We start from the raw sequence: 24622 nt of genomic DNA, 5'->3' as shown, positions 1-24622 counted from the left end.
AACCATGGGTCGGTGCGGATTTAGTTAGAGTGGTGGCATGGTCGAATCCACTGCCACTGCCGCCGTCGAGCATCTGGGTGTCGACGGGAGTGCGGTCCCGGACGCTTACTACGTCCGGCTGGATGGCGGGCGCTTCCATTCCACCCTGCATGCCCAAGGCGCGTGGAACGACCACGAACAGCACATGGCCCCGGCGTCCGGCCTGATGGTGCACGAACTGCTGCGCAACCATCCGAGCGCGGACATGGCGATGAGCCGGATCAGCTTCGAAATCCTGGGCATCATCCACGGCGGCGAGTTCGAGATCCAGACCCGGGTGCTTCGCCCGGGCCGCACGATCGAACTCTTGGAGGCCACTTTCACCGCCCAGGGCCGCACTGCCATCCGCGCCCAGGCCTGGCGGCTGCTGGCCGGAGATACCGCGGAGGTCGCAGGCCCCGTGCACCAGGGCTTGCCGGACCCGGACGGCTTGCCGCCGGCGCCGATGCAGGGCGTCTGGGACGGCGGCTTCATCCGCGCCACCGAGTTCCGGACCGTTGCTGACCGCGGGCCCGGCAACGGCACCGTGTGGGCGCGGCCGCTGCACCCGTTGGTTCAGGACGAGGACATCCACCCGTTGGCTCGCTTCGTCAGCATCGTGGACACCGCCAATGGTGTGGCAGTGCGCCAGAACCCGCGCGAGTACATGTTCCCCAACGTGGACCTGACCATCCACCTGTTCCGCCAACCGCACGGCGAATGGACCGGGTTGGACACCCGCGTGACCTTCGGCGCCGGCGGCGTGGGCATGACCGACACGGAACTGTTCGATGAACAGGGTCCGGTGGGCCGCGCCGCGCAGATCCTGACCGTCCGCAAGTTCCCGGCAGCCAGCGGATGAGCCTGCGCATCCTCACCATCGGACGCAAGCACGAGTCGTGGGTGGCGGAGGGAATCGACCGCTACGAAAAGCGAATGAAGAAGCCCTTCGACGTCAGCTGGCAGCCCATTCCGCATTCCTCCCGGGAGCATGACGCCGCGCGGCGGGAAGAATCGGAAACCCTGCTGGCCAAGCTCGCCGGCAAGCACGCGAACGACTTCGTGATCCTGCTGGACGAACGCGGCAAGAACATCGACTCCCCCACGCTGGCCCGCACCTTGCAGCAGCCGCTGGACAGCTCCCGCAACATCACGCTGATCATCGGCGGCGCCTACGGCGTGGACGACTCGATCCACCGCCGCGCAGACTTTGTCTGGTCCCTCTCCAAGCTGGTCTTTCCGCACCAGCTGGTCCGGCTGATCGTCATGGAGCAGCTCTACCGCGCCCAGGAGATTGCCGGCGGCCGGCCCTACCACCATGAATAGCCGTGGGTAGCGCGCTGCGCTTCGGCCGGTCGGCCGTCGTCGCCGCCGCCGTGCTCTGCCTCGCCGCCGCCGCGCATACCGCTGCCGGCGGCACCTTGCCACCGCCCGCCGTCGTCCTGGCGCTGGGCGCGCTCACTTGGCTGCCGGTGATGATCCTGGCCGGACGGAAGCTGGAGCCGGCAACTATTCTGGCGGTACTGGCCGGCGGCCAGCTGGCGCTGCACCAGGCCTTTGAGCTGTTCGGAACGGTCCAGTGCGCGCCGGCCGGCGTGACCGAACACGCCGGCCACGCCGGACACGCCGGGCACGCCGGGCACGCGGCGGTGGCACTGGACTGTGTAGCCGCGCCGCACACCGGGAATTCGCCGGGCATGCTCGCCGCCCACCTGCTGGCGACCGCCCTGACCGCGCTGATGCTGGCTCGCGGCGAGGCCGCGCTGTGGGCGCTGGCCGCCTGGCTGCGTCCGCTGGTCCAGCTGCCCGCCGCCCCCGCGGTGCCCATCCGCGCTTTCTTGCCCGTCACCGGCCAGGCGCCGTTGCCCCTGCACACCGCGTATCTGGTCACGCTGGTGCCGCTGCGCGGACCACCGGTGCCGGTGAGTTCTCCGCTTCCGGACCGACACCTGGTCTGAATTCCCACTTCTTCCGGTGCTGCCGCGACCTGCCCAGCGCCTCCTGAAAGGCACCCTTTGTGAAAACCATCCACCGCACTACCCTCCGCACTGTCCTCGCCGCCGGGGCCACCGCCGGCCTGCTGGCCGCTGGCGCCGGCGGCGCCTCCGCGCATGTCCACGTCACCCCGGAGGAGAACGCCGCCGGCGGCAGCTCGGTGCTGACCTTCGCGTTCGCGCACGGCTGCGAGGGTTCGCCGACCACCAAGATCGCCATCTCGCTGCCCGACCAGCTGGTCGACGCCACGCCCACCGTGCACCCCGGCTGGGACGTTGAAAAGGTCAGCGAAACCTTCGATGCGCCCAAGACCCTGGACAGCGGGGCCACCGTCACCGAGCGGGTCAGCCAGGTTGTTTACACCGCCAAGGAACCGGTGGCCGACGGGCTGCGCGACACGCTGCAGCTGCAGGTGCTGCTGCCTGAGTCCGCCGGAGAGACCCTGGCGTTCCCGGTCCTGCAGACCTGCGAGAAGGGCGAGACCAACTGGGCCGACATCCCTGCGGAGGGCCAGGACCCGCATGATCTGGACTCCCCGGCTCCTTCGTTCGTGATCGGCGAAGCATCCACCGACAACCACGGAGGGCACGACGGCGGTGCCTCCCACGGTGCCGAAACCACCTCGGCAGCGGGTACCGAAACGGCGGGCACCGAGGCACCTGGCACCGGAGCGGCGGCGGTGGCCGGCTGGACCGGGCTGGGTGCCGGCGTGCTGGGCCTGGCGGCCGGCGTGACTGCGCTGGCCCGAACGCGCAAGAAGGGCTGATTTTCCACCTGTAGTGCCGCCTCCGGCCGGTGGTCTGTCCACTGCGGACAGACCACCGGCCGGAGGTGTTTAATGTGAGCATGATGAATCGTTTTCGGCTGGGGCCGGCCGCCGCGGCCCTCTTCGTTGGCTCCGCCCTGCTGCTGTCCGGCTGCGGCCAAGCGGCCCAGGAACCCGGCACTGCGCCGGCGTCCGCCGGCTCGACGGACAACGCGCCGCCGTCGTCCTCGGCACCGGCAACGGCAACCGAAAGCGCCGCCGGAAGCGCCGCCGGAAGCGAAAGCCCCGCCGCGGTGCCGGAGGGCAGCGGCAGCGCCAATAACGGTTCCTGCAGCGCGGGCCAGCTCTCCGCTGCCATCGAAACCGAACCCGGCGGTGGCGCCGCCGGCAGCGTGTACCGCACATTGGTGCTCACCAACACCGGCGACAAAGCCTGCACGCTGGCCGGCTACCCGGGTGTCTCCTACGTCGACGCCAACGGCAAGCAGGTGGGTGCCGCGGCCGATCGGGACCCGGACGCCAAAACGGTAAAGGTCACGGTGGCGCCGGGCGGCACCGCCGGAGCGCAGCTGCGCCAGACGAATGCACAGAACTACGGTGAAAAATGCGGGCTCACGGATGTGGCAGGCGTGAAGGTCTACCCGCCGAACCGCAAGGATTCACTGATCGCCAAGCAGGAGACCGTTGGTTGCTCGGATGACTCGGTGGTGCTGATGACGGTGGGCACGTTCCAGGCCCCGTAACCGGGATACGGTCGCCGCGGAACTGCACGCTGTCGGCGTCGGGCGTTAGGCTCAAACCATCGGTATGACGACGTCTGTGCTCGAACGCTTCAGTCCGGCCACCCGCGAGTGGTTCGCCGGCGCTTTCAGCGCGCCCACCCCCGCGCAGACCGGCGCCTGGAACGCCATCTCCGCCGGTTCCCACGCCTTGGTGGTGGCGCCGACCGGCTCCGGTAAGACGTTGGCCGCTTTCCTCTGGGCGCTGGACACCTTCATCGCCGCCGCTGACGCAGAGCCGGCGCTTCCGCTTGATCTGCCGGAGCCGGCGCCCAAGCGGGGACGGAGCCAGAAGGAATCCCGCGGCACTCGTGTGCTCTACATTTCTCCACTGAAGGCCCTGGGCGTGGACGTGGAGCGGAACCTGCGGGCGCCGCTGATCGGCATCACGCAAACCGCCAAGCGGCTGGGTCTGCCCGCCCCCTCCATTACGGTGGGCGTTCGTTCCGGCGACACTCCGGCCAATGAGCGCCGCCGGCTGCTCACGCATCCGCCGGACATCCTGATCACCACCCCCGAATCGCTGTTCCTGATGCTGACGTCCAAGGCCAGGGAGACCCTTGCCTCGGTGGACACCGTGATCATCGATGAAGTGCACGCCGTGGCCGGGACCAAACGCGGCGCCCACCTGGCGGTCACGCTGGAACGGCTGGACGCCGTGCTGCAGCGGCCGGCACAGCGGATCGGCCTCTCCGCCACGGTCGAACCGCTGGATACTGTTGCCCGGTTCCTCGGCGGCAACGCACCGGTGGAGATTGTCGCGCCGCCGGCCAAGAAATCGTGGGATCTGACGGTCACCGTCCCGGTGGAGGACATGACGGCGTTGGCCTCGCCCAGCCAGGAAGAACTGGGCCCGGGCGCGCAGCCGGCATCCATCTGGCCGCACGTCGAAGAGAAGATCGTCGACCTGATCGCCGAGAACCAGTCCACCATCGTCTTCGCCAATTCCCGCCGGCTGGCCGAACGGCTCACCGCCCGGTTCAACGAAATCTGGAGCGAACGCCAGTCCCTGTCCCTTGCCGACGACGGCGTCTGGGATTCTGCGCCCGGCCAGGACCAGGGGTCTTTCCAGGACCCCGCGCCCGGTCATGGCCCGGGGTCCGCTGGCGGTGGCGCCCCCGGCACCGGCACCCTCCCGGGTACCGGCGCTGGTACCACCACCCAGACCGCGCCGCCGGCCCAGATCATGGCGCAGGCCGGGTCGACGTCCGGCGCGGATACGGTGCTGGCGCGCGCCCACCACGGCTCGGTCAGCAAGGAGGCCCGCGCCGAGATCGAAGACGACCTCAAGTCCGGCCGGCTCCGCTGCGTGGTAGCCACCTCCAGCCTGGAGCTGGGCATCGACATGGGCGCCGTCGACCTGGTGGTGCAGGTGGAATCACCCCAGTCGGTGGCGAGCGGCCTGCAGCGGGTGGGCCGCGCCGGGCACCAAGTCGGCGAAACCTCCCAGGGCGTACTGTTCCCCAAACACCGGCAGGACCTGGTGAACACCACCGTCACGGTGGAACGGATGCTCGCCGGCCGGATCGAGCCGCTGTTCATCCCGGCCAACCCGCTGGACATCCTCGCCCAGCAGACCGTGGCGGCCACGGCGCTCGGTGCCGTCGATGTGGAGGAATGGTTCGACGTCGTGCGTAAATCCGCGCCCTTCGCCACGCTGCCGCGCTCCGCCTACGAGGCCACCCTGGACCTGCTGGCCGGACGCTACCCCAGCGACGAGTTCGCCGAGCTGCGGCCGCGCATTGTCTGGGACCGGCTGGCAGGGACCATCACCGGCCGCCCGGGCGCGCAGCGGCTGGCCGTGACCTCCGGTGGAACCATCCCGGACCGCGGGTTGTTCGGCGTCTATCTGGTGGGGTCCGAGGACGAGAAGAATCGCGGCGGCCGGCGGGTCGGCGAGCTCGACGAGGAGATGGTCTACGAATCCCGCGTCGGCGACGTCTTCGCGCTGGGCGCAACCAGCTGGCGGATCGAGGACATCACCTACGACCGGGTGCTGGTCTCGCCGGCCTTCGGGCAGCCGGGCAAACTGCCGTTCTGGAAGGGTGATTCGCTGGGCCGGCCGGTGGAACTCGGGCGGGCGCTGGGCCGTTTTGTCCGGGAGTTAACCGGGTCGGCGGAGGAACCGGCACGCGAGCGGCTGGCCGGCGCCGGGCTGGACGACTGGGCCGCGGGGAACCTGTTGGCCTATCTGGCCGAACAGCAGCTGGCCACCAACGACGTTCCCAACGACCGCACGCTGGTGGTGGAGCGGTTCCACGACGAGCTCGGCGACTGGCGGGTGGTGCTGCACAGCCCGTTCGGCATGCCGGTCCACGCTCCGTGGGCGTTGGCCGTCGGCGCACGGCTGCATCAGCGCTATGGCCTGGACGGGTCCGCGATGGCCGCCGATGACGGCATTGTGCTGCGGGTGCCGATGATGGAGGACGAGCCGCCGGGCGCCGAATTGTTCCTCTTCGACCCCGAGGAACTGGACCAGATTGTCACCGCGGAGGTGGGCGGTTCGGCGCTGTTCGCCTCCCGCTTCCGCGAATGCGCCGCCCGCGCGCTGCTGCTGCCGCGGCAGAACCCGGGCAAGCGCAGCCCGCTCTGGCAGCAGCGCCAGCGCTCCGCCCAGCTGCTGGATGTAGCGCGCAAGTATCCGACGTTCCCGATCATCCTGGAGACAGTGCGCGAGTGCCTGCAGGATGTCTACGACCTGCCCGCGCTTAAGGACATCGCCGCCGGCATCGAACGCCGCGAGCTTCGATTGGTGGAGACCACCACGCAGCAGCCCTCGCCGTTCGCACGGTCGCTGCTCTTCGGTTACGTGGCAAGTTTCCTCTATGAGGGCGACTCCCCGCTGGCCGAACGCCGGGCGGCCGCGCTCTCCTTGGACCCGGGCCTGCTCAACGACCTGCTGGGCCGCGCCGAACTGCGGGAACTGCTGGACGAGGGCATCATCGCCCAAACCGAGCGGGAACTGCAGCGGCTCTCCGAGGACCGCAAGGTCAAGGGCACCGAAGGGATCGCGGACCTGCTGCGCCTGCTGGGACCGCTCACGACGGCGGAGATCGCCGCCCGCGTCCAGCCCCCGGTGGACGGGTCTCTACTCGGCGCTGGCGCGCCTCCTTCGACCACCGAAGACAACCAACCGGTGGTCGACCAAGCGAGCGCCAGCGAGCTCGTTGAGACCGGGTCTCTACCCGGACCCGGCGCGCCTCCTTCGACCACCGAAGACAACCAACCGGTGGTCGACCAAGCGAGCGCCCCGGTGGTCGACCAAGCGAGCGCCAGCGAGCGCGTGGAGACCCGCGCGGAGACCGGGCCCCTACCCGGACCCGGCGCGCCTTCATCGACCACCGAGGTCGAACCGATGATCGCCGAACTGGCCAAGGCCAACCGCGCCCTGAAGGTGGGCGTCGCCGGCGTCGAGCGCTGGGCCGCAGTGGAAGATGCCGCCCGGCTCCGCGACGCCCTCGGGGTCCCGTTGCCGGTGGGCGTGCCGCTGGCCTTCATCGAGCCGGTGGCCGACCCGCTCGGTGACCTGGTCAGCCGCTACGCCCGCACCCATGGTCCCTTCACCGCCGCCGAGTGCGCCCGCCGGCTGGGGCTGGGCCCCGCCGTCGTGCTGACCGCGTTGCAGCGCCTGCTCAAGGACGGCCGTGTGGTGGAAGGCGAATTCCGCCCCGGCGGCGCGCCGGACACTGACGACGGCGGCGGCTCGGTCAGCGGCGAGCGTGCAACGGCTGGCACAGCGGACCAGCGCCAGACCGAGTGGTGCGACGTTGAAGTGCTGCGTAAGATCCGCCGCCGTTCGCTGGCCGCCCTGCGCAAGGAAGTCGAACCGGTCGACCCCGCTACCTACGGCCGGTTCCTCCCGGCTTGGCAGAACGTCGGAGCCAAGCTGCGGGGACTGGACGGCGTCGTCACGGTGGTGGACCAACTCTCCGGAGTCCCCATCCCGGCCTCTGCCTGGGAACCGCTCATCCTCGCGTCGCGGGTGTCCGACTACGCGCCGGCCATGCTGGACGAGCTAACCGCCACCGGCGAAATCCTGATCGCCGGCGCGGGCTCGATGCCCGGCAACGACGGCTGGATCAGCCTGCATCTGGCCGACACCGCGCCGCTGACGCTGAATCCACAATCCGATTTCGAGCCCAGCGTCCTGCAATACGAACTGCTGGCCGCGCTCTCCGGCGCCGGCGGCTACGGCGGCGCCTACTTCTTCCGGCAACTCGCCGATGTGCTGGCGGCCAACGGCACCCAGCCGGGGGACGACGCCGTCGTCAGCGCGCTGTGGGACTTGCTCTGGGCCGGCCGGATCACCAACGACACCTTCGCCCCGGTGCGTACGCTGCTGGCCGGCGGCACCACGGCCCACCGGCAGCGCAACGCGCCGCCGCGGGCACGGTCGGCACGGCTGGGAAGGATCGGACGCATGCACGGACTAAGCGGGGCGGGCCTGCGCCCGGGCGCCGGGGCGGACGCTGGATCCGGCACCGGCCGGCCGCGGACCGCCCCGCCGAACGCCGCCGGCCGCTGGTCCCTGCTGCCGGCCCCGGAAGCCGACCCCACCATACGGGCACACGCCACCGCCGAACTGTTGCTGGACCGCTACGGCGTGGTCACGCGCGGCTCGGTTGCCGCCGAATCGGTGCCCGGCGGCTTCGGACTGATGTACAAGGTGCTGGGCAAGCTGGAGGAGACCGGCCGCTGCCGCCGCGGCTACTTCATCGAACATCTTGGCGCGGCCCAGTTCGCCGTCTCCCCCACGGTGGACCGGCTGCGTTCCTTCAGCCGCGATGCGCAGCTGGGCGAGCAGGCGCCGTCGGCCGTGGCGTTGGCCGCGACCGATCCGGCCAATCCCTACGGCGCGGCCCTGGCCTGGCCGGCGCAGGAGTCGGGACACCGGCCAGGGCGCAAGGCGGGCGCCCTGGTGGTGCTGGTGGACGGCGAGCTGGCGCTGTATTCCGAACGCGGCGGCAAGACACTGCTGGCCTTCACCGAGGACGAGGAGTCGCTGGCCTTGTGCGGCCGGGCCTTGGTGCAGGTGATCCGGCGCGGCGCAGCGGACAAGATGGCGGTGGAAAAGGTCAATGGCGGTCCCATTTTGGACACCCCGCTGGCCCGTGCGCTGATGGATGCCGGCTTCTACTCCACGCCGCGGGGACTGAGGTTCCGTGCCTGAAGGGGACACCATCTGGCGTGCTGCCCGGCGCCTGCACGCGGCGTTGGCCGGGCAGGAGCTCACCGGCAGCGACTTCCGGGTGCCCCGCTATGCCACGCTGGACCTGTCCGGGCAGACTGTGGACGAAGTCCGGTCGCGCGGCAAGCACCTGCTGATGCGGATCGGCGGACTGAGCGTGCATTCCCATCTGGGCATGGACGGCAGCTGGCAGGTCTACCAGCCCGGCGAGCGCTGGCGGAAACCCGCTTTCCAGGCCCGCCTCATCCTCTCCACCAGCACGACGGCGGCGGTCGGCTTCGCGCTGGCGGCGCTGGATGTGGTGCCGCGGGCGGACGAGGACAAGCTGGTGGGGCATCTGGGCCCGGACCTGCTCGGGCCGGACTGGGACGCCGATGAAGCGCTGCGTCGGCTGCGCCAGGATCCCGACCGGCCGATCGGGCTGGCCCTGCTGGACCAGCGCAATCTCGCCGGGATCGGCAACGTCTACCGCTGCGAGGTCTGCTTCATCGCCCGGGTGCACCCGTCCACCCCGGTGGGCCAGGTGCCGGACCTCCCGGCCATGGTGCTGAAGTCCAAGCAACTGCTGGAGGTCAACAAGGACCGCGGCAGCCGCAGCACCACCGGATCGCCCACCCGCCGCGAATCGTTCTGGGTCTACGGAAGGGCCCGCCGTCCCTGCGGACGCTGCGGCACCCCCATAGTCCACGACCTCCAAGGCAATACCGACGCCGACCAGCGCGACGTCTACTTCTGCCCGCACTGCCAGCCGTTGCCGCCAGGTCTCGCGGCGGCATAATCCACAGGCGCCTGTGCGTCCTTGTCCCTGCGGGCCCAGCCCTGGCCCTCCGTGCGCCGAGGTCAGGGGTCGCCGCCGAGATCACCGGCCGGCGCCGAAGCATCGGCATTTTCAGGCGCGAGGTCAGAGGTTGCCGCCCAGTCACCCTCCACATCCCCCGACTTCGCGCCGAGATCATCGGATAGCGTCGAGATCCGAGGTTGCAACGGGGTATCTCGGCGCGTTCCCCCAACCCCTCGATCTGCTCCCCCTGCGTAAACCCGCTCGGACCCCTTCCAGCCCGTCCCGGCGGCGGCCGGGCAGTACGAACCGTAATATGGAGAGGACGAGAGACGAAGGGGGCCCATGAGCTGGCTGCAGACGATTCCGGCCGTGTTGGTGGCCATCGTCCTCGTCTTCGGACCCGGCCTGCTGTGGGGCGCAGTGCTCGGCTTGCGCCGGCTGTCCTTGGTGGCACTAGCCGGCCCGTTTGGCGTCACCGCCATTGTGCTCGCCGCCGAACTTAGCCGCTTGGTCGGCCTGCGGTGGGCGTGGCCGCAATTGCTGGCCGTCACCGTGCTGGTCGCCGCGATACTCTGGCTGCTCCGCCGCAGCCTGGGCCACCGCCTGCACCGGGATCCCGAGAAGCCGAGCGTTCCGGCGCCCTGGCGGGCGGTCGCACTGGCCTGGGCGGTGTCAGCGGTGCCGCTGGCCGCCGCCATGATCTTCATCTTCGGTGCCCCGGATAACATTGCGCAGTCGCACGACAACATCTTCCATCTCAACGCGCTGCGCTATATTTCCGACTCGGGCAACGCCTCCTCGCTGACACTGGGCTATCTGGGCACCACGGACCGGGGCGTTTTCTACCCGGCGGGCTGGCACGATGTGGTCTCGCTGGTGATGATCACCGCCGGACTGCAGCCGGCGGCCGCCATCAACATCACCAATCTGGTGCTGATCACCGGCATCTGGAGCACCGGCTGCCTGTTCATGGTCAGCCGCATCACCGGCGAGCGCACTATGCAGTTGCTGGTCGCCGCGGTGGTCTCGCTCTCCTACAGCAGCTTCCCTTACTTGTTGCTGGAATTCGGCGTCGTCTATCCGTTCATGCTCTCCATTGCGATGCTTCCGGCCGCCCTGGGCGTGGTGTTCCAGCTGCTCCGCTTGGGCGTGCACACTCGCGTGTCCACCGAAGGCAACGTGCTGTTGCTGATCGGGCTGCTGCCGGGCATGGCGCTCTCCCATCCCGCCACCATCATGGGGCTGCTGGCGCTCTCCGTGCCGCCGGTCATCGCGGCCGCCTACCCGGCACTGCGCGCCCCAGAACAACGACGGCGGCTGCGCGCCTGGGTGGGCACCGGCGCCTTTTTGGTGGTTCTGGTGGCGCTGTGGATCAACCTCCGTCCCGCCCGCAGCAGCAGCGCCAACTGGGACCACATGGGCAATGCCGCGGGCGCTCTGGTCGACGTGGTGCTGAATTCGCCGCTCGACCGCCCCATCTCCATCCTGGCGACCGCCTTGACCATCGTGGGCGCCGCCGTCGTCTTCAATCTGCGCAAAAACCGCTTTGCGTTGGCCATGTACGCCGTGGGCGCCGCCCTGTACGTGATCGGCAACTGGCAGACGATGCCGGAGCTGCGCTGGTGGGTGACCGGCATCTGGTACAACGATTTCTTCCGGATCAGCGCGATGCTTCCGGTGGCCGGGCTGCTGATTGCGTCCATCGGCGGCATCGCGCTGGCCGGAACGGCGCGCTCCTTCTTCCGGGCGTCGCTGGCCCGCCGCGAGAAGAAGCAGCCGGCATGGCTACGCCCCGCTGCCACCGGCGTGTTGGTGGTCATCAGCCTCGTTGTGGTACCGATGTTTGCTGTGCAGCGCGGCATCTCCGAGGCCGCCGCCAAGTACCGGTTCACGGACAGATCGCAGTTGCTCACTGCCGATGAACTCGCGCTGATCAAGCGGCTTCCTGACCGCGTGCCCGAAGGCGCGGTGATCGCCGGCGATCCGCTGACCGGGTCCTCGCTTGCCTACGCCTACACCGGACGCCGCGCACTGGTCCCCTCGGGCACCACGTCCCCCAGCGTGGACGGCAAGCTCATCATGGACAAACTGGACAAGATGAGGACCGATCCGGCCGTCTGCCCGGCCGTGAAGGCGCAAAATGTTCAGTTCGTGCTGGACTTCGGCAACCGCTCCGTGCATCCCGGCGAGAAGTCTTCCGTGCCGGGCCTGCAAGAGCTGACCGAGGCCAACGGTTTTGAACTGGTGGATTCCGAAGGCGACGCCAAACTCTATCGGGTCATCGGCTGCACCTAAACAGTGCCGGCTGCCCAGTGGCGGTCAACGGGTACCCTTGATGGGTGATGGAATCCCCGCTCCCGGTGCGCGACGGCGTCAATGCCACCCGCTTGCGCCTGCCCGGCGAGGGCCCGTGGGAAACCGCGATGGACTACATGCTGCACCGGTGGGGCCATGTGGATCCGGACGGCATCAGGGACCGGTTCGACCGCGGCGAAATTGTGGGCGAAGGCGGCTCCGTGCTCAGCCGGACCACTCCGCTGGATGCCCACACCTTCATTTGGTACTACCGGACCTTGCCCCGCGAGAAGCGGCTGCCGGTGGAGATCAACATCCTGCACCAAGACGAACACATCCTGGTGGTGGATAAGCCCCACTTCCTGCCCACCACCCCCGGCGGTACCTACATTCAGGAGTCGGCACTCGTCCGGCTGCGCCGTCAACTGGAGATTCCGGACCTGATCCCCATGCACCGGCTGGACCGCCTCACCGCCGGGGTGCTGCTCTTCTCCACTAACCCCGCCACCCGCGGCAAGTACCAAGTGCTGTTTGAAAAGCGCTTGGTGCAGAAGGAATACGAGGCCATCGCGCCGGTGGTTCCGCAGCTGCACTTCCCGCAGACCGTGCGGAACCGGATGGCCAAGTCCCGCACCTACCTGCTGGCCCAGGTGGTCGACGGCGAACCCAACACTGAGACCCGGATCGAACTGCTGGAACAGCGTGGCGGGATGGGCCGCTACAAGCTGGAACCGCTTACCGGAAAGACTCACCAGTTGCGCGTGCATCTGGCCTCTTTGGGCATCGGTATCCTGCACGACCCCTTCTACCCAGTGTTGCTGGACCAGGCCCCCGACGACTTCGCGCGGCCGCTGCAACTGTTGGCGCGCGGCATCTCCTTCACCGACCCGATCAGCGGCGAACCGGTGGAATACCGTAGCCGGCTGGACCTGTCCGAATGGGCAGGCCGCGCCGACGGCACGATAGGGAGCGGCGCCGTCTGAACCGGGACGCCTGCCTGGCGAGGCGCAAAGCCGGCCAGCACCCCAGTGCCAAGCAGGCGCGCCACCCGAAAGTCGGCTAGGCGTGGCCTGAAAGGGTCCCCCGAAGGCCGGTGTCCCGCTTGCGGACCAGCAGCAGACCCAGGGCAATCATGACTACGCCCAGAAGGAAGTGCAGCCAATTATCGGCAGTGTTCAGGGGCACGAAGTTGGCTGCGCTCTGCTGGTCAATGAACAGCCCGTACAGCCAGATCACCAGATAGATCACGCCTCCCCAGATCAGGTAGTTGCGGGCAGCAGGGACGCTCCGGGCCAGCACCAGTCCCGCGATACCGAACAAGATATGGACAATATTGTGCAGGATGGACACTTGGAAGACACCCAGCAACATGGCCTCGGACTGGTGGCCGGCGGCCATCATCTGGCCATAGTTTGAGGTGATCCCGGGGATGAATCCCAGTATTCCCACCAGCAAGAAGACGGCACCTAAGATCATCGCCGTCAACTGGACAGGGGTTTTCCCGCGAGCTTGGATGTTGCGTTCAGCAGTCATGGCAATCTTCCCGTCTGGCGCCGTCAGCGACGTGCCTTTCGGCGTCGGTCGATATGGGTCCTGACAGCATCAACGGTACAATAAGGCTGCTTAGGAGTTAATAGGGTCTCCCCTATGGGTGCCATTCAGTTCTGGAGTCACTGGGGCACCGCAATAACGGCGAGCGGCTCCCGTCTACCCTCAACGTGAAATCCCCGCACGGGCCAGCAGCCAGGGGGCCAGCGGGTCCTCACCCCAAAAGCGCGCATGATCCGGTGAGGCAGCAACTCCAGAATGGTCAGCGTCAGGAACTTCTCATCATCCCAGCGAACGCCAGCCGGGGCTCCTAGCCAGCCGCGGCACCACCGTCTACGCTAAGGCCAGTCACATGAGTCTCTGCAGGACCTTGCCGAGGAGGAACATTGACAGACAAGGCAGCCCAACAGCGGGCCAAACACCCACGCAGCATGGTGGCCGGACCCTACGGACACCCTTTCCATCCGATTCTCGTGACGGTGCCGATCGGCACGTGGATTGCCGTGGTCATCTTCGACCTGGCGGGCATCTTCACCGATGACGCCGCGGCGTTCGCGCGCGGCGCACTGTGGCTGACAGGTATTGGCATTATCGGCGCCCTGGTCGCAGCCGCGCTGGGACTCTTCGACTATGCGCAGTTGGCTCAAGGCACACGAGCCAAGAAGACAGCCACCCTGCACATGGCGCTGAACCTCACGGTGACTGCACTGTTCGTCATCGCTTTTTTCATCCGATTCGCGGCAGGCTACGAGACGGTCAGCATTACCGCCTTCATCATCAGCCTCGTTGGACTTGCCCTGCTCGGCGCCTCCGGATACCTAGGCGGCACGCTGGCTTATCACTACGGGGTCAGGGTGGCCGACGAACAGACCCAGAGCGAAGGGTATCGATAGATGGGGCTGCGGCGAGGCCGAGCCAACCGGAAGGTCGTGGTGATTACCGGGGCCTCAAGCGGGATCGGCAGGGCAACGGCCACGCGGCTGGCCAAGCGCGGTGCGTCCTTGGTGCTCGCTGCGCGAAGCCGCTCGAGCCTTGACGAGGTGAGAGCCGAATGCGTTCGGCTGGGGGCACGCGCCATCGCAGTCCCCACTGATATCACCGAGGAGGGGGCCTCGGAAAGACTGGTTCAGGCTGCGGTAGAGGAATTTGGGCGCCTTGATGTGTGGATCGGGGCCGCGTCGGTGTACGGCTACGGAACGTTTGAGCAAACACCTGCTGAGGTGTTCCGAAAGATGGTGGAGACCAACCTGCTGGGCGAAGCCAGCAGCATTCGCGCCGTTCTGCCGCAGTTCCGCCAACAGCGGCACGGCGTCCTGATTCTAGTCGGCTCCATCTACTCCAAGATGACCACGCCTTACGTGTCCGCCTATGTTGCCAGCAAATCAGGGCTACTGGGGCTGGCGAACGTGTTGCGGCAGGAGTTGCTGGATGAGAAGGGCGTGCACATCTGCACCGTGCTCCCGGCTACCATCGACACCCCGATTTTCCAGCATGCCGCCAACTACACCGGCCGCAAAGTCCGTCCGCTGCCGCCGGTGGCAAGTCCGCGCCGGGTGGCCAAGGTGATAGCCCGGCTCGCGCACAAACCCCGACGACAGGTGGTGGTTGGCCGGACACAACGGCTTTTCATTCCGTTCCAACACAGGTTTCCGGGCCTCTACGACCGCTTCTCCCGGCCACTCATGAACACCGTGGCCCTTCACGGAAGCGGCGTTGCACCGACAGCAGGCACGGTCTACGCTCCCGATCCGCCGTCAAACAGGGTCAACGGCGGATGGCGCTCCCCAGGCACCCGACTCTTGGCCGGAGGAACTTTCCTAGGGCTCACCGTAGCCGGCTGCTGGTTGGGCATGAAACGGCGGCTTCCATAGGACCGACGCCGGCCCTTCACCGGCGACGCGCCGACGCAGCCCACGCGGCCAGCCAGCCCAGCTCCACCACGGCATCCAGCGAATAGATCCGGCTGATCCGCCCCGGCCCGGCCGTGAAGATGTCGACGGCCGCAAAAGTGGCCGCCGACCCAATGCCCAGCCGCCGGGCGCCAGCCACGCCGTCGTCGGTCATTGCGCCGCGCATCTGAGCGTAGCCCAGGGTGACCATCAGTCCGCCAACCGTCTTGACCAGCCATGGCTCCGCCTTGGGGCCGGTGGCAGCTTCAAAGCTGCGGTAGTGCAGCAGCGGCCACACTCCCAGAACCACATTGAACAGTCCTTGTGCGCTGGCCAGCGTCGCGGGGCTCATTGGGCCACCTCCCGCGCTTGAGATGAACGTGAGCCCATTCTGCCGGACGGTCCAGCGGAAATCCACGAATCGCTCCCAGAAATAGCTGAGGCACTTTATTCGATGGCCGCGACCCCCAAGCGACTTCCCTAAGGTTGCTTATTATATTTTCCTTGCCTAGCGTGGGGTGGACCCGGCCCGGAGGTGGCCAACCCAGACCGACGAGTTGGCAATAAGACGCTGGGCCACGCTAAGCGGAGGTCGCCGCAGATGTTCTTTCACAAACAAGAGCTCCAATACAAAGCCGAACCGGACAAGGCGGACGCCGTCTACGCCAGGAAACTCCAGGAAGTGTTGGGCGGCCAATACGGTGAAATCACCGTGGCCATGCAGTACAGCTTCCAAGCCTGGAACATCCACATTCCCGGCAAGTACAAGGACCTGCTCTACGGCATCGCCGCGGAGGAATTCGGCCACGTGGAGATGCTGGCCAAGATGATCTCCCGCTTGCTGGAGAAGGCTCCGCTGGGCATCACGGACGAGGCGGTCCAGTCCGATCCGACCATCGCCGCCGTCATCGGCGGAACCGACGTCCAGCAGGCCATCGTCGCTGGCGCGGGAGCCCGACCAGTGGACAGCAACGGCAATCCCTGGTCAGGCGGATACGTCACCGCCAGCGGCAACCTGCTGGCGGATTTCACGTCCAACGCTAATGCCGAGATGCAGGGCCGGCTGCAGGTGGCCCGGCTTTACCATATGACTGACGACCACGGGGTCCGCGATATGCTCTCGTTCCTGCTCGCCCGCGACACCATGCACCAGAACCAGTGGATCGCTGCCGCACGGGAGCTGCAGGAGGAGGGTTCCGAGACCCTGCCCGTGCCCAGCAACTTCCCGCTGTCGAAGGAGAACCGGGACGTGGCCTACCAGTACCAGAACTTCTCCGATGGTCCTGCGGCCGCAGAAGGCTCCTGGGCCAGCGGACCTACCCCCGACGGCAAGGGCGAATTCACCTACCACGACTCCGCCACCACCAGCGCCCCGATGCCCAAGCCAACGCATCCGGACGCCCGACTCTACGGCACCACCGAGGTTCCCAACCTGGTCGAAAAAACCGCTGGGGCAGTCCAAGACAAGCTCCGCAAGGAATAACGGCTCGCATCCCCGCGGCCGCAGCGCCGCGGGGATGGCCCCCTCCCCCGGAAGGCACCCCATGTTCCAGCGCAACATTGCCGAAAACATCCACCGCGTCGCCCATGCGGATGTGAACCTCTACATCGTCGAAGACGGCGACCGGATCATGCTGGTCGATGCCGGACTGCCGGCCATGTGGAAGATAACCGTGGCAGCCATCCGGGAACTCGGCCGCTCACCCCGGGACATCAGCGCCTTGGTGTTGACGCACGCACATTTCGATCATCTGGGTTTCGCCGCCCGGGTGCAGCATGACCTCGATGTGTCGGTGTACTGCCACCCCGACGACTACTACATCGCCGCCCACCCGTACCGGTACAAGCATGAAAAAAGCCGCCTGGTCTACCCGGTCAAATACCCCCGCTGCATTCCCATCCTCGGCCGGATGACCGCAGCCGGCGCGCTTAGGGTCAAGGGAATCACGGACCTGCGGCCGCTCGACGGCGGGGCAGCAGCTTCACTGCCCGGCTCACCGGTGGTCGTGCCCACCCCCGGGCACACTGCCGGCCATTGCGCCCTGCATTTCCCCGAGCGCGACACCGTCATCAGCGGCGATGCGCTGGTGACGCTCGATCCGTACACCGGCGCCCACGGGCCGCACATCGTGGCTGCGGCGGCCACTGCGGACACCCGGCAAGCTCTCGACTCGCTCCAGGCCTTGGCGCAAACCAATGCAAGCATGGTGTTACCCGGCCATGGGGAGCCCTTCAGCAGCGGCATTGCTTCCGCAGTGCGGGAAGCCATCGACCGCGGGCCGTCCTGACGGCCGGACAGTGGTCAGGCGCTCAATTCGGCGTGCACCCGGCGGAAGGTCTCTGCCAGCCCGGCAGAAAACAGGACGAATTCGACCACCTGCACACCGCCGTCGTACGCCAGGACCTGGCCGATGCCGCGGCGGGCGACGGTTTCCGCATCCCAGCCGTAGACGCCGGCGCCGATTGCCGGGAAGGCCAGCGTCTCGGCATGCAGTCGGTCGGCGACCCGCAGCGATTCCCGGAAGCATCCGGCCAGCACGTCCGGGTCCGTCTGGCCCGCACGCCGATTGGGCCCCACCGTGTGGATCACCCACTTGGCCGGCAGGAAGTAACCCTCGGTGGCGGCCGCCTGGCCGGGCGGCAGGCCGTCCGGCAACTCGGTGGCGCGCAGCCGGCGGCACGCCTCAAGCAGTTGCGGACCCGCCGCCGCGTGGATGGCGCCGTCCACTCCCCCGCCGCCCAGCAGGCTGGAGTTGGCGGCGTTCACAATGGCGTCTACCTGGCGCTGCGTGATGTCGCCTTCAAGGATGCGGATCTCCACGTTTGCCAGTCTGCCACCGCGCCGCGATTCCCGATAGATTGGGCCAATGGAGATTCCGGAGGGGCCGCTGCAGTGGGTGTACTATCCCATGACGCTGCTGCTGGTTGTCCTCGACGCCGCGATGCCGGCCGCTCCCTCGGAATTCATGGTGATCGGGGGCGGCACCCTGCTGGCCAATGGCGAACTGGTCCTGCCGTTGGTGGTCGTGGCCGTGATGCTGGGCAGTTGGCTGGGCGACCTGCTGCTGTTCCTGCTCTTCCAGCGCGGCATCAACACCTGGCTGAATCGCTATAGCTGGGGCCGCAGGTTCGACCGGGGCGTGACCCTGGCGCTGAGCAAAGCCGGCGAATCCTCCACCTACGCCGCGGTAGTGGCGGCCCGCTTCATTCCGGGCGGCCGGACCGCGGCGGTGGCGGCCTCCGGGTTGGCGGATGTCCCGTTCAAGCCGTTCCTGCTGGCCTCGGCTGCCGGGTCGGCGCTGTGGGCCACCTGGATGATCGGATTGGGCTTCGTGGCTGGCAGGGTGTCCATGTTCCCGTTCTGGGTCAACATCCTGATCGGTACGGGGGTGGGCATTGTGGTGGCCTCGGTGATCGCCATGGTGATCGGCTTCCGGCGGCGCCGCAGCAGCCTCGGCGGCGCGCTCACGGTCCGCGAGACCGCCAGCACCCCTTTCCCCGAGCTAGGAGCCGAGTGAAACCGGAAACCGCCGTCGCCCAGCCCGCCAGCAAAGCCGCGCAACCCGCAACCGGCACTATCCGTGCCGCGCTGGCGACGGACCTGGCCCGGCAGTGCGCCGTGACCGGCTCGCTGCTGCTCTGCCTGCTGGCCGGGATGTACGGAGCCGGCGTGCTGGGCGGGACCGGCATCAAGGAGGCCGCTTCCGGCGCCTTTGCCCCCGACTTCACCCTGCTGGCGCTGGAGGCCCGGGCGTTCGGCATTTGGGCCGTGATCTACCTGGGCCTGCTGGGCTACACCATCTTCCAGTGGTGGCCCGCCGACAGCGCTTCACAACGGCAGCGCCGCATCGGGTGGGCGGTGGCAGCCTCCATGCTGCTCAACGCCGCCTGGATCCTGGCCGCCCAGGCGGGCAACATCGGCCTGACCCTGGTCCTGATCCTGCTGCTGGTTGCCGCGCTGGCTTGGGTGATTGACGGTTTGACGCGCTACTCATCGCCCTACCGGGTGGACGCGCTGCTGGTAGACGGGCCGTTGGGCCTCTATACCGGTTGGGTCCTGCTGGCAGCTGCCCTGAATGCCAGCAGTTGGCTGACCGTCCGCGGGATCCACTGGTTTGGTTGGAGCGGCGAGCTTTGGGCTGTCATCGCGGTGGCCGTTGTGTCGCTGGCCGGGGCGGTGGTGGCCATGACCGGCCGCGGCCGGATCTCTGCCGTCCTGGCTCTGGCCTGGGGGCTGGGCTGGTTGACCTACGACCGCTTCTTAGGAGACCCGCAGTCCGCGCCGGTGGCGATGGCCGCCGGCTTCGGCCTGTTCTTCGTGCTGGTCTGCGGCATCTCCCGGCATTTCCAGGTGGGGCATGCAGAACGCCGCGCGCTGCGGCGCGGTGAACCTCTGGACTGAGCAACCACAGGCAACGACGGCGGCCGTCCGGTTCCGCGGGGGACGTCGCCCGGGTGCGGGCGCCGCTGCCCGGGTGCGGCCATGGCTGCCCGGGTGCGGCCATGGCTGCCGGCGCGGTGTCAGCCGACCGGCCCCCATTTGCCGCGGGAGCGCCGCAGCACCGCGAGCTTGGCTGTGGTGGCTACCTCTTCAACGGCATGCCGCATGTTGGCCGCGGCCTGCAGCGCCTGGCGGTTTTCGGCGGCGTAAGCGTTGGCGTCAACGGTGAAGCGGACGGTAATTCGCGGGATGCCGGCGACCACGTCCAGCTGGTTGGCCTCCACGATGTGCGCAGATCCGACGGCCGCCACCGCAGCCTCCATCACCGCCTCGGGCTGGTTCCCGGGCCGCAGGCCGGTGATGTTCAACTGGGCGCGGAAAGACGGCATCCCTCAACTCTAGCCGCGCCCCGGTGCCCTGGTTCAGCAGGTAGGCCGCCGCCTGGTTCAGCAAACCGGTACCCTACGGCTGCCGTTCCGAGTCAGGATGTACCGAGTTGGATCAGCAGCACGCCTGCCCCAATGAGCACGATGCCGGCCGCCATCAGCTTGGTCAGCGGTTCGTTGAAGAGGAACTTGCCGATCAGCGCGGTTAGGGCCACCCCGCAGGCAGTCCACATGCCGTAGGCCATCCCCAGCCCGAGCCCTTCACGCAACGCAAGCGACAGGCAGGTAAAGGCGATGATGTAGCCGGGCCACCACGGCCGCAAGCCAGCTTTTGCGCCCGTCGATGCTGGCCCGCAGCGAGAGGGTGGCCGCTACTTCAACCACGATCGCGATGCTCAGAAACACCCATCCCATCAGGTGGATGCCTGCTCGTCGGTACCGGCGGTGGCCCGGTGCGCGCCCCACTGCACCAGCAGCACCCCGGCAACGGCCAGCGCCATGCCCGCCACCATGACGGCGGTGAGCGGCTCGTGGAACAGGACAGCCGCCAGGGCGGCCGTTAGCGCAACGCCCAGCGCACCCCAGATCCCGTAAGCCACGCCCACCGGCACTCCTGCGCGCAGTACGGCAGCGAGGAAAGCAAACGACATCGCATAGCCAACGACAACCACGGCGTACAAAGCCGGGGTTTCCAACGCTGCCTTCAACGACAGCGACGCTGCCACCTCACACACGATCGCCCCGGCGAGGAGCAGCCACTTCTTCATCTATCGACCTCCCCCACCAGCAGAACAGGTTTTGCGCGCCAATGCACACGCAGGGCGGGGAAGTCAGCGGTGAGGCCACCGGCCGGCCAGTGCGCCGGCCGGGCGTCCTAACGGCGGTGGATGGACTTGTAGCTCAGGTAGGCGTTGAGCCCCTCGATTCCGTACTCGGTGCCGAGGCCGGAATCGTGCCGGCCGCCGAACGGGGCGGAGTGGTTGGACGCGAAGAAGTTCAGGCCCACCGAACCGGTATCCATCCGGTCGGCCACGGCGAGCGCCGCCTCTTGGTCCTGGCCGAACACGATCCCACCCAGCCCGAACTCGGTGTTGTTCGCCAGTGCCACCGCGTTGTCCACGTCCGTGTACTTCAACACGGAGATGACCGGCCCGAAGACCTCTTCGCGCGAAATCCGCATCTCCGGCGTGACATCGGCGAAGACTGAGGGCTGCACAAAGTAGCCGCCTTCGAGGCCGCCGCCGAGCCGCGCCGCCTGTCCGCCGGTGGTGGCGCGGGCGCCTTCCGACCGCGCGGAGTTCAGGTAGTCGAGCACGGTCCGGTACTGCGACTCGGTGGCCGCTGGCCCGAACACGGTGGCCGGATCCAGCGGGTCGCCTTGCACCCCGGCGGCGATGGTCGCAGTCACCATGTCCACCACCTGGTCATAGCGCGAAGCCGGGGCCAGGATCCGGGTGGAGATGTAGCAGGTCTGTCCGGTGTTGCGCATGCAGGAGCGGATGAGCACCTTGGACATTTCGTCCAGGTCGGCGTCCTCGAGCACCACGGCGCTGGACTTGCCGCCCAGTTCCAGCGTGACCGGGCGCAGCAGCTCGCCGCACGCCGCCGCAATCTTCCGGCCCACCGGGGTGGATCCGGTGAAGGCCACCTTGTCCACGCCGGGGTGCTTCACCAAGGTGTCGCCCAGCCGCCCGGACCCGGTGACCAGGTTGACCACACCGGCGGGCACTCCCGCGGCGGCGACGGCATCCACAATCAACCGGAAAGACAGCGGCGTGGGCGAGGCCGGCTTCATCACCACCGTGCAGCCGGCCAGCAGCGCGGGCGCCAGCTTGATCACCATCAGGTTGATCGGAAAGTTCCAGGGTGCAATCAGTCCGCACACCCCTACCGGGTCGCGGCGCACCACCGACTCGCCGCCGCCGCGCGGGAACGGGCGCACGTCGTCGCGTTCCAGGTATTCCGCGAGCGTGGCGAAGTAGCGGAAGATGCCGGCCGCGTTGGCCGCGGCACCTGAGGATTCGGAGACCGGGGACCCGTTCTCCCGGGTGTTGGTCAGCGACAACGCCTCGGCCCGCTTCTCCACCTCGTCGGCGATCCGCAGCAGATAGGCCGCGCGCTCGGAGGGCGCCAGCTTCGGCCACGGTCCGGCATCGAAGGCGCGCCGGGCGGCGGCCACCGCGGCGTCGATGTCCTCGGCGGTCCCATCCGGCACCGATCCCCAGACCTCCCCGGTGGCCGGGTCCGTCACCGGGTTGCGGCCGGTCCCTCGTGCCGGCACCCAAGCGCCGTCGACAAACACGTCGTCCACGTGGGTGTAGGGCAGGTCCAGGGCCTCGCGCGCGGCCAGGGCAGGCCTGGCGGACGACGCCGGGGCTCCCCCGGGTGCCGCGGCGGTGCTGTTCGGGGTGGTGGTCATCGGATGACTCCTGTCTTCAGCAGGGCCCGGGAACGCTCCAGGTCGGCCGTTCCCATCGCCAGCGCGGCCTCGGTGATCAGTTCCGGAATGATCTCCACGCCCAGCCGGTCGGTGTACACGGCCGGCGTCATGCCGAACCAGGTCGACGCCAGCGCAATGCCGGCATGGTCAAACCGCCAGAGCCGGTCGGCGTCGCGGACCAGCGCGTCCTCCAGCGAGTACGCCACGTGCCGGGTGTCATGCCCGTCGATGATCTCGCAGACCCGGTCGATGAACTCCGCGTCGTAGCCCAACTCCGGCAGCACCCGGCGGGCCACGTTGCAACCCTCGGCCTCATGCTCAAACCGGATGGCGGCCTTGCGCCAGTCACCGGTAAAGCCTTCGGAAAGGATCCGGGACTCGTCCACATGCGCCCAGCCGGTGTCGTGCAGCAGGATCGCCACCCGGACCAGTTGGGCGTCGGCTTCCGGGTAGGCCCGGCAGAGGCGCTCGGCGAAGGCCAGTGAGATCGGCAGGTGGATGTCGTTGCCGCGGCTGCGGGTCTCCCGCACCACCGCACGCCAGATCGGATCCAGGTCGCCGACGGCGGCGGGCGTGGTCGAGATCGGCGTGGTGTCCACTATCCCGGTGGCCGGCAGCGGCCGGACCGGATGGTCAGCGGCAAAGGCCTGCGCGCGGGGATCGTCGGCGTAGTTGGACGGCTCGGCGTTGGCCCACGCGGGGGCCTTGTCTGCGGCCTCCGGGGTTTGGGTCTCGGGGGTGCTCATGGAAGGGTCTCCTTGCGGTGTTGCAATGCCGGAGGCGGCTGATCAGCCGTCGGTTGCAATGGTCTTGAGGACGACGGCGGGATCCGCCGCGGCCTCCGCGGGAATGTTCTGGCCCTTGGCCAGGGCGTTCTTGACCGCCATGAAGTCCAGCGGCGCGTTGACGCAGTCGGCGGCGATGATCTGGCCGCCGCGGTAGTACAGCACGGAGAACTTGCCGCGCTCGTCGTCACGGCGGACCACGGTCTGGTCATAGCCGAGCGTGAGCCCGGCGATCTGCAGTTTCAGGTCGGCTTGGTTGGACCAGAACCACGGGATGCCCGCGTAGTCCTCGCGCCGGCCCATCAGCGAGTACGCGGCTACCTTGGCGTGTTCGATCGCGTTGTTCACGCTCTCCAGCCGGATCCGTTCGCCCTCCGGCGAGCCCGGCAGCGGATTCGGCATGTTCGCCACGTCGCCCACCGCCACCGTGGTGCCGTCGGAAGCCAGCGCGTGCCGGTCCACCACAATCCCGTTGTCCACCTCCAGGCCCAGCTGCTCGGCCAGTTCGGTGTTCGGCACCACGCCGATGCCCACCAGCACCAGCTGGGCCGGCACCACGGTGCCGTCCTCGAGCCCGACGCCGGCCACCCGGCCGCCGTCGCCCGCGACCAGCTCCTGGATCCGGGAATTGAGCCGGATGTCCAGGCCGCGTTCCCGGTGCGCGGTGAGGAAGTACTCGCTGGTCTCCTCGCCCACCGCCCGGCCGATCAGCCGCGGACCGTATTCCAGCACGGTGACGTTCTTGCCCATCTTGTGCAGGCTGGAGGCGGCCTCCAACCCGATGAAGCCGCCGCCGATCACCACGGCGTCCTGGACGCCGTCCAGCTGGGCCTTCAGCGCCAGCGCGTCGTCGGCGTTGCGCAGGTAGACCACGCCCTCCAGCTCCGCGCCGGGCACCTGCAGCTTGCGGGCCCGGGCGCCCACGGTCAGCGCCAGCCGGCGGAACGGGAACTCCGCGCCGGACACCGCGTGCGCCACGCCGGAGCCGTCGGCTTCCTTGTCGATCCGCTCGATCCGCTCGCCCTTGACCAGGGCCACGTTGTGGTCTTCCCAGTACTGGTTGGACCGGAAGATCAGCGATTCGCTCTCCACCGTGCCCTGCAGGAACTCCTTGGACAGGGCCGGACGCTGGTAGGGCCGGTGGTCTTCCTCGCCCAGCAGCGTGATGTGCTCGTCGAAGCCCAACGCCCGCAGCGATACGGCCAACTGGACACCGGACTGGCTGGCGCCGATGATCAGCAGTCCCGTGCGCACGGCGCCGTCCGCTGTCTCGGCGGGCACCGCCGTCGTCGTTGTGGTGGTGGTATCCAT

Annotated in this window: 24 protein-coding genes; 15 read left to right on the top strand and 9 right to left on the bottom strand. The window is 68.2% G+C overall.

What is annotated here, in order from left to right; translation table 11 throughout:
• The first annotated feature begins 37 nt into the window (after positions 1-37).
• The 9 genes from AC5RWX_RS09170 (at position 38) to AC5RWX_RS09130 (ending at position 12805) form a co-directional block, all read left to right on the top strand.
• Complete coding sequence (locus AC5RWX_RS09170; RefSeq protein ID WP_493940970.1) at positions 38-880, top strand: thioesterase family protein; 843 nt, start codon at positions 38-40, stop codon at positions 878-880.
• Positions 877-1344 (top strand): 23S rRNA (pseudouridine(1915)-N(3))-methyltransferase RlmH, encoded by a 468-nt coding sequence (locus AC5RWX_RS09165; RefSeq protein WP_493940971.1) that lies wholly within the window; start codon positions 877-879, stop codon positions 1342-1344. Before AC5RWX_RS09170 ends, AC5RWX_RS09165 begins: the two co-directional genes overlap by 4 nt.
• 2 nt (positions 1345-1346) lie before the next feature.
• Positions 1347-1976: a hypothetical protein gene (locus AC5RWX_RS09160; RefSeq protein ID WP_494097276.1), complete on the top strand. Its 630-nt coding sequence runs from the start codon at positions 1347-1349 to the stop codon at positions 1974-1976.
• 59 nt (positions 1977-2035) lie between these two features.
• Positions 2036-2779 carry a YcnI family protein gene (locus AC5RWX_RS09155; protein WP_494062812.1) on the top strand — a complete coding sequence of 248 codons (744 nt, stop codon included), beginning with the start codon at positions 2036-2038 and terminating at the stop codon, positions 2777-2779.
• Positions 2780-2859: 80 nt separating this feature from the next.
• Entirely contained in the window at positions 2860-3522 is a 663-nt protein-coding gene (locus AC5RWX_RS09150; protein WP_494097275.1) for a DUF4232 domain-containing protein, read from the top strand.
• A gap of 64 nt (positions 3523-3586) precedes the next feature.
• Positions 3587-8728 carry an Lhr family helicase gene (locus tag AC5RWX_RS09145; RefSeq protein ID WP_494097274.1) on the top strand — a complete coding sequence of 1714 codons (5142 nt, stop codon included), beginning with the start codon at positions 3587-3589 and terminating at the stop codon, positions 8726-8728.
• The gene (locus tag AC5RWX_RS09140) at positions 8721-9524 is read left to right on the top strand and encodes an Fpg/Nei family DNA glycosylase (RefSeq protein ID WP_493940976.1); all 804 of its coding nucleotides are present in this window, start codon (positions 8721-8723) and stop codon (positions 9522-9524) included. The genes AC5RWX_RS09145 and AC5RWX_RS09140 overlap by 8 nt, the downstream gene beginning before the upstream one ends.
• 345 nt (positions 9525-9869) lie before the next feature.
• Positions 9870-11822, top strand: a complete 1953-nt coding sequence (locus tag AC5RWX_RS09135) for a DUF6541 family protein (RefSeq protein WP_493940977.1) — start codon at positions 9870-9872, stop codon at positions 11820-11822.
• Between the two features lie 47 nt (positions 11823-11869).
• Complete coding sequence (locus AC5RWX_RS09130) at positions 11870-12805, top strand: RluA family pseudouridine synthase (RefSeq protein WP_493941001.1); 936 nt, start codon at positions 11870-11872, stop codon at positions 12803-12805.
• A gap of 76 nt (positions 12806-12881) precedes the next feature.
• On the opposite strand, the gene AC5RWX_RS09125 is transcribed toward AC5RWX_RS09130, so the two are convergent.
• Positions 12882-13355 carry a DUF4383 domain-containing protein gene (locus AC5RWX_RS09125; protein WP_493940978.1) on the bottom strand — a complete coding sequence of 158 codons (474 nt, stop codon included), beginning with the start codon at positions 13353-13355 and terminating at the stop codon, positions 12882-12884.
• 401 nt (positions 13356-13756) lie between these two features.
• Between AC5RWX_RS09125 and AC5RWX_RS09120 the strand changes: the two genes are divergently transcribed.
• Together AC5RWX_RS09120 and AC5RWX_RS09115 are read left to right on the top strand one after the other, a co-directional pair.
• Positions 13757-14263: a DUF2231 domain-containing protein gene (locus AC5RWX_RS09120; protein WP_493940979.1), complete on the top strand. Its 507-nt coding sequence runs from the start codon at positions 13757-13759 to the stop codon at positions 14261-14263.
• Positions 14264-15241 carry an SDR family NAD(P)-dependent oxidoreductase gene (locus tag AC5RWX_RS09115; protein WP_493940980.1) on the top strand — a complete coding sequence of 326 codons (978 nt, stop codon included), beginning with the start codon at positions 14264-14266 and terminating at the stop codon, positions 15239-15241.
• 16 nt (positions 15242-15257) lie between these two features.
• On the opposite strand, the gene AC5RWX_RS09110 is transcribed toward AC5RWX_RS09115, so the two are convergent.
• Positions 15258-15611, bottom strand: a complete 354-nt coding sequence (locus AC5RWX_RS09110; protein WP_493940981.1) for a hypothetical protein — start codon at positions 15609-15611, stop codon at positions 15258-15260.
• Between the two features lie 249 nt (positions 15612-15860).
• Between AC5RWX_RS09110 and AC5RWX_RS09105 the strand changes: the two genes are divergently transcribed.
• Both AC5RWX_RS09105 and AC5RWX_RS09100 read left to right on the top strand, forming a co-directional pair.
• Entirely contained in the window at positions 15861-16742 is an 882-nt protein-coding gene (locus tag AC5RWX_RS09105; RefSeq protein ID WP_493940982.1) for a manganese catalase, read from the top strand.
• Positions 16743-16803: 61 nt separating this feature from the next.
• Positions 16804-17547: an MBL fold metallo-hydrolase gene (locus tag AC5RWX_RS09100; protein ID WP_493940983.1), complete on the top strand. Its 744-nt coding sequence runs from the start codon at positions 16804-16806 to the stop codon at positions 17545-17547.
• Positions 17548-17561: 14 nt separating this feature from the next.
• On the opposite strand, the gene AC5RWX_RS09095 is transcribed toward AC5RWX_RS09100, so the two are convergent.
• Positions 17562-18080 carry an O-acetyl-ADP-ribose deacetylase gene (locus AC5RWX_RS09095; RefSeq protein WP_493957387.1) on the bottom strand — a complete coding sequence of 173 codons (519 nt, stop codon included), beginning with the start codon at positions 18078-18080 and terminating at the stop codon, positions 17562-17564.
• 46 nt (positions 18081-18126) lie between these two features.
• On the opposite strand from AC5RWX_RS09095, the gene AC5RWX_RS09090 reads away from it, so the two are divergent.
• Both AC5RWX_RS09090 and AC5RWX_RS09085 read left to right on the top strand, forming a co-directional pair.
• Positions 18127-18777 carry a DedA family protein gene (locus AC5RWX_RS09090; protein ID WP_493940985.1) on the top strand — a complete coding sequence of 217 codons (651 nt, stop codon included), beginning with the start codon at positions 18127-18129 and terminating at the stop codon, positions 18775-18777.
• A complete protein-coding gene (locus AC5RWX_RS09085) occupies positions 18774-19661 on the top strand; it encodes a TspO-related membrane protein (RefSeq protein ID WP_493957388.1) in 888 nt (295 codons plus the stop codon). Before AC5RWX_RS09090 ends, AC5RWX_RS09085 begins: the two co-directional genes overlap by 4 nt.
• 119 nt (positions 19662-19780) lie before the next feature.
• Here AC5RWX_RS09085 and AC5RWX_RS09080 read toward each other — a convergent pair whose 3' ends face one another.
• The 6 genes from AC5RWX_RS09080 to AC5RWX_RS09055 all read right to left on the bottom strand — a co-directional run bounded on the left by AC5RWX_RS09080 (position 19781) and on the right by AC5RWX_RS09055 (position 24622).
• Positions 19781-20089: a hypothetical protein gene (locus tag AC5RWX_RS09080; protein ID WP_493944482.1), complete on the bottom strand. Its 309-nt coding sequence runs from the start codon at positions 20087-20089 to the stop codon at positions 19781-19783.
• A gap of 92 nt (positions 20090-20181) precedes the next feature.
• Positions 20182-20409, bottom strand: a complete 228-nt coding sequence (locus AC5RWX_RS09075; protein WP_493957389.1) for a DMT family transporter — start codon at positions 20407-20409, stop codon at positions 20182-20184.
• 90 nt (positions 20410-20499) lie between these two features.
• The gene (locus tag AC5RWX_RS09070) at positions 20500-20853 is read right to left on the bottom strand and encodes a DMT family transporter (RefSeq protein ID WP_493940990.1); all 354 of its coding nucleotides are present in this window, start codon (positions 20851-20853) and stop codon (positions 20500-20502) included.
• Positions 20854-20960: 107 nt separating this feature from the next.
• Complete coding sequence (locus AC5RWX_RS09065) at positions 20961-22505, bottom strand: aldehyde dehydrogenase family protein (RefSeq protein ID WP_493957390.1); 1545 nt, start codon at positions 22503-22505, stop codon at positions 20961-20963.
• Positions 22502-23272, bottom strand: coding sequence for an HD domain-containing protein (locus AC5RWX_RS09060; RefSeq protein WP_493957391.1), 771 nt, complete (start codon positions 23270-23272; stop codon positions 22502-22504). The genes AC5RWX_RS09065 and AC5RWX_RS09060 overlap by 4 nt, the downstream gene beginning before the upstream one ends.
• A 42-nt stretch (positions 23273-23314) precedes the next feature.
• Positions 23315-24622: an NAD(P)/FAD-dependent oxidoreductase gene (locus AC5RWX_RS09055; RefSeq protein WP_493957625.1), complete on the bottom strand. Its 1308-nt coding sequence runs from the start codon at positions 24620-24622 to the stop codon at positions 23315-23317.

The sequence above is a fragment of the Arthrobacter sp. SPT-J7 genome, from assembly GCF_059089965.1.
This window is presented reverse-complemented; position numbering and strand designations above follow the sequence as displayed.